This is a genomic window from Paenibacillus piri (assembly GCF_004354045.1).
Lineage (GTDB): Bacteria > Bacillota > Bacilli > Paenibacillales > NBRC-103111 > Paenibacillus_S > Paenibacillus_S piri.
Map to the genome: position 1 here is coordinate 12233 of NZ_SMRT01000035.1, position 12578 is coordinate 24810.

8 protein-coding genes and 1 pseudogene are annotated in these 12578 nt (G+C 49.2%); 2 read left to right on the forward strand and 7 right to left on the reverse strand.

Annotated features, from left to right (window positions below):
* Positions 1-8: 8 nt before the first annotated feature.
* The 4 genes from E1757_RS34360 to E1757_RS34375 form a co-directional block, all read right to left on the reverse strand.
* Complete coding sequence (locus E1757_RS34360; protein WP_133236798.1) at positions 9-1607, reverse strand: extracellular solute-binding protein; 1599 nt, start codon at positions 1605-1607, stop codon at positions 9-11.
* A gap of 118 nt (positions 1608-1725) precedes the next feature.
* Positions 1726-3318 carry a response regulator gene (locus E1757_RS34365; protein WP_133236800.1) on the reverse strand — a complete coding sequence of 531 codons (1593 nt, stop codon included), beginning with the start codon at positions 3316-3318 and terminating at the stop codon, positions 1726-1728.
* A 15-nt stretch (positions 3319-3333) separates the two neighbouring features.
* Positions 3334-5100, reverse strand: coding sequence for a cache domain-containing sensor histidine kinase (locus tag E1757_RS34370; protein WP_133236802.1), 1767 nt, complete (start codon positions 5098-5100; stop codon positions 3334-3336).
* Between the two features lie 122 nt (positions 5101-5222).
* Positions 5223-7007 carry a family 43 glycosylhydrolase gene (locus tag E1757_RS34375; protein WP_133236804.1) on the reverse strand — a complete coding sequence of 595 codons (1785 nt, stop codon included), beginning with the start codon at positions 7005-7007 and terminating at the stop codon, positions 5223-5225.
* 288 nt (positions 7008-7295) lie between these two features.
* On the opposite strand from E1757_RS34375, the gene E1757_RS34380 reads away from it, so the two are divergent.
* Positions 7296-8135 carry a helix-turn-helix domain-containing protein gene (locus tag E1757_RS34380; RefSeq protein ID WP_133236806.1) on the forward strand — a complete coding sequence of 280 codons (840 nt, stop codon included), beginning with the start codon at positions 7296-7298 and terminating at the stop codon, positions 8133-8135.
* A 351-nt stretch (positions 8136-8486) separates the two neighbouring features.
* Here E1757_RS34380 and E1757_RS34385 read toward each other — a convergent pair whose 3' ends face one another.
* On the reverse strand, positions 8487-9716 hold the full coding sequence (locus tag E1757_RS34385) for an oligogalacturonate lyase family protein (protein WP_133236808.1): 1230 nt from the start codon (positions 9714-9716) through the stop codon (positions 8487-8489).
* Between the two features lie 47 nt (positions 9717-9763).
* Entirely contained in the window at positions 9764-11167 is a 1404-nt protein-coding gene (locus tag E1757_RS34390) for a family 4 glycosyl hydrolase (RefSeq protein WP_133236810.1), read from the reverse strand.
* Between the two features lie 169 nt (positions 11168-11336).
* On the opposite strand from E1757_RS34390, the gene E1757_RS34395 reads away from it, so the two are divergent.
* Positions 11337-12182: a helix-turn-helix transcriptional regulator gene (locus tag E1757_RS34395; protein ID WP_133236812.1), complete on the forward strand. Its 846-nt coding sequence runs from the start codon at positions 11337-11339 to the stop codon at positions 12180-12182.
* 235 nt (positions 12183-12417) lie between these two features.
* On the opposite strand, the pseudogene E1757_RS37400 reads toward E1757_RS34395, so the two are convergent.
* Positions 12418-12561: pseudogene (locus tag E1757_RS37400) on the reverse strand (transposase zinc-binding domain-containing protein); the annotation flags it as partial.
* Between the last annotated feature and the right edge of the window lie 17 nt (positions 12562-12578).

The window sequence follows — 12578 nt, forward strand, 5'->3', positions numbered from 1 at the left end:
TCTGGTTCTCATTTTTGCTTTTTGAGGTTATCGTAAGCGTCCTGGTACAGCTTTTGCAGCTCGTCTATTTTCATTTTCTTCAATGTGGCCTGGAACTCTCCCCACTTATCGAAGCTAAGGGCGCCCGCAATAAACTTTGTGCTCTGCTCCTCGTAATATTTATCAATATCGTTCCGCAGCACATTTATTTTTTGAGCCGTTTGTTCGTCGAACATCGGCGCTGCGTAACGAACCTTCGGCATGAACGGATCCAGTTTCTTTTGAGCTTCTTGAACCTGCGGCGGATTGATGTAAGAAGCTACTTTGTCGCTGATCAGATGCGGCGCTCCGCCTCCGGCATACGGGGTAATTTTGGATTGATTGCCTGTCGCCAAGAAGGCGTCCGTATAATAAGGAATGCCTTCCCGCAATTCATAATTTTCGCCTTGTCGGCCGAATCGCAGCAAAGTGGAGCCTTCGTCGCCATAGAAGTAATCGATCCAACGCATCGTCGCCTCCGGATTTTTGTTAACCGAGGTGATTGCAAAAGCTCCGAAATCTCTAGGTACCGGAGCTGCGTGACTTTGCAGCCGGTCGCCGTGCGGACCTTTGACAGGGGGAATTCCTATATATTGATCCGCTATCGCGATGAACGGATTGTTCGTCTGATCGAAGAAAAATCCAGTGTTGCCCGCCGTTTGTTTGGCGAGATACTGTGCTTCTTTATGCGAAAATAGTTCCTGATCAAGCAGCTTCTCGGAATAAAGCTTGTTCAGATACATCAGCAGTTCTTTATTTCGGTCGTTGCCCATCCAAATTTGCACTTTGTCATTTTCAAGATTAATGTAATAACCGAGCTGCTTATCCAGGCCGAACGATCCGCTCATCATATCTATGACCGGTAAACCCAGACCCGAGCCGGCGCTTGCGCGAGCGGTCATCGGGATTTCATCCTGCTTGCCGTTGCCGTTAGGATCTTTATCCCGAAAAGCTTTCAGCACCTCGTACAGATCATCCGTAGTCTCAGGTTCCTTTAGGTTCAGTTTCTTCAGCCATGCCTGATTCATCCATTTTTTATCGGTTCTGGCTGCATTAACGGTCACAATCCCCGGTATGGCATAAATATGACCTTCGGGGGTTGTTATGGCTGAACGTATTTCAGGATACGTATCCATCAGCTTTTTAAGGTTTGGCGCGTAGGTTTCAATCAGCTTCTCAAGCGGGATTAATTGACCGCCTGAACCATAGCGAATGGCCTCTAAAGGAGTAAGGCCCGCGCGGTACAGGGCGTCCGGGAGCTCATTCGAGGCAAACAAAAGATTTTTTTTCTCAGCAAATCCATCCGTCGGCGCCTCGATAAATTCCACCTGGACATTGCTCATTTTCTCGAAGTCCTGGAACACCGGCATATCCTTAAAAGGACCGTTGGACGGCGCGATTCTTGTGAACATCTTCAGCTTAAGCGGTTCTTTGACAATGGGAAATCCGGCTGCGCTTACAGCGTTTGCCGATTCTGCACCGGATTTGACATCGTTCTTCCTGGCCGCGTTATCCGGGCTGCAAGCGGCAAGCGTTAAACCGGAAACTACTACAGTCGAAAGCAGTGTAGTCACCCAATTTTTGTTCATTCTTTCGTTCCCCCTATTTTAGTTATTTCCCCTCAGGTAACGAAAGCGTTTTCCAAAGGATTCTTTAATTGTAGTAAAACTTTTTCCATGAGGTACTCCAAATATATGACTTTCCATTCTACTTTTTTGACGGTTTCCGACTATCCATGTAAGCCTGAGGCGTCATACCCGTAATGCTCTTAAACACTTTAAAGAAGTAAGTATAGTTAATAAAACCGACTTGACTGCTGATGTGTTTCATCGAATACGTACCGGATTCCATCAGCAGACAGCTGGATTTAATGCGAACGCGGTTTAAATACTCCGTGAACGTCATTTGCGTTTCCTCTTTGAACCGTCTGCTTAAGTAGGAGGAATTCAGACTAATGGCATTCGCCGCCATTTCCAAGGAGATGTTGGAAGCATAATGATCCATAACAAATTGAACGGCTTGTGAAATATGACGGGAATAAGTCCCCCCTGCTTGCTGCTGCTTGATGGCCTCAAGAATAGATGCATAGCAACCTGACATCCACCGCTCAAATTCGCCGACAGTTCCTAAACGTCCGAGCTCACTCCGCGCAGGAATGATCTTGTTGTCTTCTATGGAATGCCGTTTCAGCGTCTTTTCAACCATACGCAGCATTTCACTTACAATGACTTGTACCGTCATGGAGTAGACGGGCTCATCCCGTACGGCTTCAAAAATGGATGAGATGACTCGTTGAACCTTCTCCCCATCCAACTGCTCTAAAAATAGCAGCAATTGCTTCTGTCCCTCGATCAACAATGAATCTCTCTGGACGGGTGCGCTCAAGTCTACAAAGAACTTGTCGTTCATGAGTTGATTTGCTTTGCTGTAGCTGGCGGCAAGCTGCCTCAAACTGCGGCATATCGGCCCTATCGCATGCACACATCGCAAATTAAGAAATTTCTCTAGAGAGTGGGAAAGGCTGCTCATGGCTTGATTCATTTGGGCTGTAACCGTATGTTCGCTTCTTTCTGACGAGGAAAATATAACAATGAAGCGTCCTTCCCCCGCATAGGCTGCGGTCCGCTTATGAATGTCCCCGACCGCCATCTGCATGACATCCGTGACCCGCTGCACAAACCGGTTCTTTTGTACATCGGTGAAAGACTCTGTCAGCAGCAGAAAGGGGACGATTTGCACCGCTGCGGCTGCATAATTGACAGAATGGACAAAGAGCCCATTATCCTGGGCATACAGCTGCAGCTCTTCCCCCGCTTCTTGAACCTCTCTGACCAAATTTGCCACATATTCGCGGAGAATAACCGGACTCAAACGTTCGATCATTTTCGATTGAGCATTGCGGGCTTCATCCTCCCGCTGCTCGCACTGCAAATCCTGAACCGCTTTATTCAACAACGACAAAAGTGCAGCCGAATTCAAACGATGCTTGAGCAAATAGTCCATGGCCCCGTTCATTAGACAAGTCCGAACATAATCATAATCGTCAAAACTGCTGAGCATAATCATCTTCACCTTGGGAAATCTGTTTTTGATAATGCGGCTCAATTCCACACCGTTCATGATCGGCATACTTACATCCAGGATCGCGATATGCGGAACATGGCGCTCCATGATGGAAATGGCCGCAGCTCCGTTATGCGCTTCGCCGCATATAGTAAATCCATGCTTCTCCCAATCGATCAAACTTTTCACATCGTTGCGCGCCAACGCCTCATCGTCAACAAGTACGACCTGAAACATGAATTCATCCTCCTGTCACGCACTATCTGTACTTGGCAGCAGCGGAAATCTGATTTCCACCTTGGTATACCTGCCAGGCTCACTATAAAGAAATACGCCGTAAGACTCCCCGTACAAACGAACTATTCGCTCATGCACATTTCGGATTCCCATGCCGCTGAAACGGGTATAAGTCCCGCCTTCCTTCACTTCAAACAGCGCCTTAATCTGTTCATCCGACATTCCCTTGCCATTATCGCTGACTTCGAGTCTCAGCTCTTTCTGCTCTTTATATACCCGAATTAACACCAGGCCCCCATGCTCCGCGGAAGCGATTCCATGAATAATCGCATTCTCCACAATGGGCTGCAGCATTAACTTTAATACACGGTATTGCAATAGCTCTTCATTCTCGATTTCTATATTGACATGAATCGGTTCTACATATTTGTATTTTTCGATATTTACGTAGCTGCGGACATACTGCAGTTCCTCTTGCACGGAAAGAAACTCATTGGAATTGCCCAGCACGCCGCGCATCAGTTCGATCAAGGATTCCGCTACCTCTTCAATATTGGGTACCCCGTTTAATTTGGCCAAATACTTGACCGTATTCAGTGAATTATAAAGAAAATGGGGACGGATTTGTGCCTGCAAAACTGCCAGCTCAGCCTCATGCTTCATCTTCTCGCTCGTCTTGATTCCTTCAAGCAACCGCTTAAGCTCTTCAACCATACTTTTGAATACTTGATACAGCTGACCTATTTCGTCTTTGGAACGAATTTCTACCGCATGCAGCGTCATGTTGCCTTCCATCACATGCATCATCATGGATCTGAGTCTTCGAATATTTCTCGTTATTCTTGAGGAGACTTGCAAAGAGCTGAACAAGATAATAATAAATACGACAATAGCTGCTTCGGCCAATACATTGCGAATCCGCACCGTTTCACTTAGAAGCGATTCCATGGGAACGAGAGCCAACGTGGACCAGCCCGTATAATCCGATTTCCGGCTAATGACAAGATAAGACCTTTGATCAATTGCTTTTTCAACCGAAGCGTTGGAGCCGGCCAGCTCTTGACTTAGCTTGATGATCGTTTCCTGTGCAACGGAGCTGTTATCGGGTTGATATATGAATTCATTTTTCTCGTCGACAACAAACAGCATACTGTCCGGGGTAGGTTTAACGTCATAAATCTTCTTAATAAATTCATTATCGAGGTCGAACATCACAACGCCGATCGTTTCCCGGTTATAACGAATGTGGCGGCCGGTGACAATAGAGTCATTGGAGCCCGTCTGATGAAAATAAGCATGCCGTGAACCGTTTTGTATTAAATAGTCCATCATAGGCGTTTTGATTACATTTTTGTCGAGCCAGGGGGATCCGACGAAAAAAACCTTTTCGTTCAAACCGATGACGGCAATTCGCGAGATGTATGCCTTATAGGCAATAACAGCGGATAAAAACTCCTCAATCCGTTTTTGTTCCTGAAACCATTCGTAGCTTGCTTCTTCCGTGGCGCTTAGCAGCGTGTTTAGCACTGTTTTATTTGTGACGACAACCGTATTTAAGCGATCTATTTCCTCCAGCCGGATATTTAATGATTCGTCGGCTTGTCGTATGCTGTCCATGACGGAAGTAAGCGCATTATTTTTAACCGTTTCTCTCATATACAAATAAACAATACTCGTCACAGCAACGATGGCAAGCAGAGTAACCAGACTAAATGCGACAAAGATTTTCCCCTGGATGCTTACGGTAGGCGAAATCAGCTTTTTAACGGAGAAAAGCTTCATTGACTGGCAGCCCCCTTCAATAGAAACGCTATCATTGCTCGATCCAAAATGAGCCCGTCTTCCGGAAAGAAGACGGACTGTATGTCAAACTATTTTCCTTTGTTCACCAGATCTGCCGGGCTTCACGAACAAGGCTCGATGCACATCCCCTGTCCGTCCTCTTCGGCATGAAGAAGAACAATTCCCGCACGTGTCCGAAATGGAGCGGTACGATCATTGCCAAAAAATGTAGATCTGAGTCTGCCGTCATTATCGATAAACATCGTTCCGTGGCCTCCGTGAGGCACCGCCAGCCGTCTTGGGGTATAAGGGCCATACAGATCGTCGGCAACGGCATACATCAAATCATACGTACCGTCCACCCGTTTATCGCCATTCCATTCCGCCGCGCCTAAAATATATTTGCCTTTATACTTAACGATAAACGCGCCTTCATAGCCAACGCGCTGTCCGTCTGTGCATAACAGCTTGCGCGGGTCTTCTGCAAAGCCCGACATATTTTCCTTCATCCTGGCAATTTTGCCGTCCTGCCATACAAAATATACTTGTCCATCATCATCCTGGAACAGACTGGAGTCGATATCCGTATTCGTCATTCGTCCCATATCGATATACGGCCCCTCCGCATGGCCGGAAACGCTTTTAATCAATCCGGTGCCGCCGCCTTTAAGAGAATAAGTGATCCAGAACGTCCCGTACAAATAAATCATCTCCGGAGCCCAGAGACAAGGATTCTCATAAATATTGTTTTCCCACGTGCCATTTTCGGCAAGATCCCATACTTTCGACACATGACTCCATTGCTTTAGATCTTTAGAGCTCCACAAGTGAAGCTGATTATTCCGATCCCAAAAATTTCGATGCGGCTTATCTGTCGTCCCCGTCAAATAATAGGTCCCATCCGGTCCTTTGCTAATATGAGGGTCCCGAATCATAAAGTCCGCGACGGGCTTAAGACTTCCCACAGCCCCCTTCTCCAGCACCGATTCCTCAACCGGCCTGATGAATCCCGGTCCGGCAAAAGACATTTGGACAATGGAAGGAAAATGCTCCACCGGCGAATAGCTGCCGCAGCCCGTGAAGGAGGCATACAGCTGTTTGTCCGGTCCGGCAAATAAAGTGACTTGTCCGCCATGGGGAAGCGCCAAATACCGTCTGCTGTACGGACCATAGATCGATTGGCTCACCGCTACAAAGGTATCTACCGCATTGCTGCCGATCCGTTCAAACTCATCCGCACAAAACATAAAGTAGTAACCGTCCCGCTTATATAAAAATGCCCCGTAAGCTCCTACCTGCAAATTCCGGGTGTACGATGGATGATCCTCCCGCCCCGTGATCTTCCAAGGCTGAGCTTCCACCATCCGGGGACTTTCCGCAACACCTGCCATTTCCTCATTCATTCGGGCAATCTTGCCGTTGCTGTAAACCCAATACATAACCCCGTCATCATCCTCGAATAAAGACGCGTCGTGCCCGTCGGATGTTATTTTGCCCATATCCCGGTAAGGGCCCTCGACGGAGCCCGACAAGCTTTTAAGCAGGCCGGTGCCGCCTTGCTGCAATCCGTAAGAAATCCAGAACGTTCCTTTCGCATAGTGAATTTCCGGGGCGCAAATACGATAGGAGCCTTCGCCCTCCTTTTGCCACGTTCCTTCTTGCTCCAGACTCCACACGGTAGCAGGTCCCGACCATGACTTCAAGTCTGCGGATGTCCATACCTGTATGCTGGTGCCGTCCGTCGTTCCGGTCAAATAGTACGTATGATCCATTCCTGTGCAAATAGAGGCATCACTTAAGGGCACATCCAAAATTTTTTCTATCATACCTGCAGTTTCAGAATAGCCTGTGCAAGCGGACCATTCCGTTTCAGGATGAGGAGGCTCATTAATAAAATGATTGTTCATTATAGGTTTCCCTTCATATCGTTGATTGAAATTAATCAAATATGTTCCCTCTGCAGCAGAACGAAGGAGGCGCTTTGCTTGAGGCAAGCACCTGAAATGTCCCTTTTCGTAGTTGTGCTTATGGTAATTATATATTGGTTCGTACAACTTCTTAATAGAGAAAACGGTGCGTCAGGTGAGGAAAAGGGACAACCTTACACCCATCTCATTCCATGTCCCGATACGATATAAATCGTGCTACAATATAGTAGGAACAAGGAGCAAGCTGTTAAGGGAGGTCCTATAACGATGTTGAATAAACCCGGCAAGCATGGGCCCATATATCACCTGCCTTCGTTAGGAGATCCTCCCCCTCTTAGTGTGCAATTCCTGGGAATAAATTACTGCGATACGGATTATCTCAATATTCGCAAGCTTGCCCAAATTACCGTTTTCGGATATGTGCTTTCAGGACAAGGATTTGTTCAGGTGGGCCATCAAACGTATACAGCCCAGCAGGGAGATATATTCATCCTTCCTGCCGGATCATACCATGAGGTTTCGGCAGATCCTGATCACCAAGTGCAATGGAGCTATATATGGCTGAACATTAGCGGATACTGGATACTGAAGCTGCTTGAAGCTTACCAGCTGCTCCCCCATGTCGTGATCCCGGATAGCGGGCTGGAACCGTTGTTTAAAGAAGCCATTGAAGGCGCTAAACATAAATCGGTAGAAGAAATGCAAAACGAGCTGCAGATTATTGTTATGCGAATGATCGTCAGCCTCTCCGAAGCTTTACGCAAAAGAGGGGAAGCGCTAACATTAACGGTTCAAGCTATCAAGCAATTTTTGGATAACAGTATCCTTCGTCCTTTCGATCCGATCCGGCTCTCCGCACAAATCGGCATTTCCAATAAGCAAATGAATCGATTGTTTAAAAGAGAAGTCGGAACTACCATCTACAGCTATGTCATCTCCAAAAGGATAGAATCCGCTAAACTGATGCTGCTCGACACACAGCTGACCATAAGCGATATCGGTTATAAGCTTGGGTATGCAGATCCGCACTATTTTTCAAACCTGTTCCATAGCAAAACCGGTGTGAGACCGAGCGCCTTTCGAAAGCAATTGAATAAAATTCATTGACTTTATTGGCACAATATCATAGTGTCCCGCGAGTACGTACAAGATGAACAAAAAGGAGCCGACTCAGCAGCTCCTTTTTGTGTCTCGATTCATTTCTTACTATTCAACCTCCGGAGACTGCCGATTAATTGTGGGGAACAGGCTTTGGAGGTGACTTCGAAGCTCAAACACGTTTTATTGCCTTGATTTCATTATACTTTTCGGTGTCAAGGCAATAAAAAACTCGCCCTGAAGCCATCCTCCAAGCCCTTATCCCCTATTAATAGACAGTCTCTTCCGATTTATTACATTGCAGCTGACCTGGCTTCATTCCGAAGGAGATTTTTAAGAGAAACGCCTTGCGGCGTCCTTCTACATATCGTTCAAATCGACGAGGTATACGTTTCCTTTCGTTCGCTCGTTATGGGCATCCGAAGTGAACAAGATGTATCGGTCGTCATGACTGAAGATCGGATGCGGGTGCACGTCCTGAACGGTGAAGCTGCTGCCGTGACGGCAGAGGAGCGTCATACCCAGCTCGCGCCGCTGCCAATCCATTCGGCACAAGTGGATGCTGTGAGCATCAATAATCCCGTCGGTTACGAGCATCGTATCGTCCGTGCCGGCCGTGAAATGTCCGTAAGCCGTCATCTCCGGTAAAAAGTTCACCTCGGCATACTGTCCGTCGCTCGTGTCCATATACCCGACAAAGCTGACGACCTGTCCATGATCTCTCGAATTATCGTTCATCGCCGGGTCGTTCGGTACTCCCCGGGTCCCGTGATAGATGACCGCTTTGCCTTCGCCGGCCCACATCTCGTGACAAATCCATAACGACGGTCCGCCGTCCGATTGATCCCTTACTTTGGTTATCACACCATGGTCATACAGCCAGATGCGCTGCTCCACCATGCCGCCCTCGTGATTAAACAGCACGATGTTCGGATCGTTCGGGTGAAACTGCACATGCGTCACCCAGCCCTGATGCGTAAACGAATACAGGATCTCTCCCGTGGTCGTATCGACAACGATAATTTGCGAGCTCAGCCGCTCCTTCTTCACCTTTTCCCGAATCAGGCCGAACGGATTTCCTTCGCCAACCTCGAACGCTTCCGCATCGATATACGGAATACACGCATACCGGCCGTCGCCGGACAAATGGGTAAACCCGGTCATCACGCGCTCCGGAAGGACGTAAATTACACGCTCGTCCAGAGAGCTTATGTCCAGCAGCCTGGCCTCGTTACCCTGGATATACAGCAGTTTTCCGGCGGCAGGGGCAAAGCTGGGACTCGCTTTCGCCAAGCCGCGATACGGATTGCCGTCGTAATAGACGTAGCTTTTCATAAAACCGTCCCGGTTGTCGGTCAATTGAACGGCGGATCCGTTGTCCAGCGCCAGCTTGAACAGATTGGGGCTGTCCGTCCCCGTATCGCTGATGTATAGAATGTGCCGGTTATCCGCTGAAAAGCTGCTGCTCGTAAAATAAAGATGATGGTGGTTGCCGGGCAGCGATGTGAGCCGGGTTACCGTTCGTCCCGTTTGCGCATCCTTGCGTTTCTCCAATCGGTGCTGCAGCAGGCTGCCTTTAGACGTATTCAACTGAGCTCTCCCCTTCCTAGTTCAAGGATAAACATTTTTACCGTCCTTTAGGGACGGGCGCGTTTGTCAAAAAACCGCGGCAGCCACATTTGGTTCGCCCGCAGCAGAGCATCGGCCAATTCGCCGAGCTCGGAGAAATCGGCTAACCCGCTCAGCGGATCGAAGCTTAACGCTTCAAGCAGCGTTGCCCGGCTGCCTTCAAGGGCTGCCTTCACTGTCAGCTCGTGCACATCGGCATGCAAGCGGCACAGGCTGCCGATCGGACCGGGCAGCTCGCCTGAAGCCCATGGATGAACCCCGCTCCGGTCAACGGTGGCCAATGTCTCCACGATGACATCCCCGGGCATGTTCGCGAGCTGGCCCCCGTTCGGGACGTTCACGACGGCCGTCGTCTCGCTGCCGGTGACGATGGCCTTCATGATTTCGCTCATTTCCTCGCCGGACTGCTGCCACGATACCTCCTTCACCCCGCTCGCCAGCTGTCGGATGTGATCCAACTGGTGAACCTTGGTCAAACGTCTTGCATCAACCGTCGTTTTCAGCACCCCGTATTTCATGCCGTACCCGTTTCTCACATTGCACAGGCTCGGATAAAATTCGATCAAATGGCGGTCCCCGGCAAGCGGTAAATATCCGAAATGGCGGCAAAGGGCAAGCTTCGCCGCGCTTCTATTGTGGAACGAGTCGTTTGCTTGCCCGCCCGCCGGATCGTCCGCAAGCTCCCGGCGATCCCGGGCGTAATCCCGAATTTGCGGAAGCACATCTTTTCCATGAAGCTCCGCCTTCGTCAGCCAGATGAAGTGGTTAATCCCCGCGACCGTATATCGCAAACCTTGCTCCGGCAGCCAGCGGTATAAGTAATCCGTGACGTTCATCCCTTCCGGCTTATGCAAGCCGAGCATCGGACCGAAATATTTCGGAGCCGCATGCAGCTCATGACACATGCCGACCACTTTGACGGTCCTCGCCGCCATATTCATGGCGCGGGTGACGGCGCTCATCGGATTGGTCACATTGAGCAGCCAAGCGCCGGGGCACATCTCCTCCATCTCCTGCACAAGCTCGTAGGCAACCGGCACCGTTCGCAGCGAGGCGGAGATGCCACAGGGTCCTACAGTCATCGACACAGGCTGCCGAATGCCGTATTGGATCGGCAGCTCCAAATCGTTCCAGAACGCGTCCATCGCGCCGGGACTGAATGTCGTCAGCACGAAATCGGCCCCCTGTAGCGCTTCTTTCCGGTTTTGGACGATACGGATGCGGTATGCCTTGCCCCTCAGCCTGTTGAAGGTGTGCAGCATCGCCGCCACCGCTTCGACATGCTCCCGGTTCGGATCGACCAGGCGGATTTCGCCTCCCCCGATTTCGTCAAGCAAATAGATGTCGCGCATGAGACCCGCCATCCAGTTGACGCTGCCGCCGCCGATGACCGTTAAAACGATTGAATCCATTTCCTTCTCCTCCCAGAGTGTGACTCCAAATCCATCAGGACTAAGAGTACCATCCGCAACAAGAAAGCGTCTTCATTTATATTGTTTTTATTACCCGATATTCACTTATCTTGCTATAATATTTATAAGGTATTTTTGACATTCAAGATGAAGGAGGGGCATTTGAACTATGCCCGAAATCCCTTGCGACCGGACTCCGCCCTTTTCCATCAGCTATGCCAATGAACGGGAAATCGGGAATAAACCGGCGATCCACCATTACCATGACGCATTCGAGTTCGATTTTTTCGTTAAAGCGGATTTGCAAATTTTCGTCAGGGACCATACCTATACGATCGGCGAAGGCGATTTCTTCTTTATTAACGAATACGACATTCATCGGATATTTTATCACCCTAGCCGGGCTTACACTAGATACGTGATAAATTTCAGCAAAGATTTTATTCAAGGCGTGCTTCGTGAAACGGGACTTGAGCCCGCCTTGGAGTGGATGGTGACTCAGGGACCGCGCAAGGTGGAAACGAAGCCGGAACAGCGCAGCAGAGTGATCTCTCTGCTCGATTCCCTGGTTGCGGCTTATGACCGAATTCTGCGAACCGGCGATCCGCTCGCTCAAGCGAAGGTGAAATTAAATTTGCCGCTGCTGCTTATCCAGTTCAAGGAGCTGGCCGAAGTCCAATCCCCTCCGACCGCATACAACCCGCACATCAAGGAACTGACGCGCTTCATCGACGAGAATTTCTCGAGCCCGATTACGCTGGGGCAGCTGCAAAACGAATTCAGGCTCAGCAAATACTACATCAGCCATCTGTTTAAGGAAACCACCCATTTAACCGTATTCGAGTACGTCCTGCACCGGAGAATAGTCGAAGCGAAAAAGCTGCTTGAGCACACAGAGCTGCCCATCATTCAGGTTGCCATGAGCTGCGGCTTTAACAACCTGCAGCATTTCTATCGAATCTTCCGGCGACATGTGAATCAGACGCCTCTGCAGCACCGTAAAAGCTTAAGATAAGTAAAACCGTCAGGGAAGTTCGCCCTGACGGTCCTTGGTTCTAACCATACGTTTGAGCGTGGTGAGGGATGGATGTGGGGTTACAGCCGTTGTTGAAGTCGTGTTCCTTCGATTAGACTGGGCAGGAGGAACACGACTTCAAAGACGGCCCGTAAACTTTCCACCCCACATCCATACCCTCTTACTGTTCTACTCTTGTGTCTTCTGCTACCTCTTTTTTTAATAGCCGGTCTTCGATCCGATGCCGATGATTCACTTGAAATGCTTCCTCTGCTAACACCCGGCTCCATTCCTCGGTTTCATTGCATGAGCAGGTTATTCAAATTCGGCCTTTGCACCTGTACGGTATGGCTTTCATCTCATGGCAGCCTTCACAGATGGGCGGCCGCGGTTTAG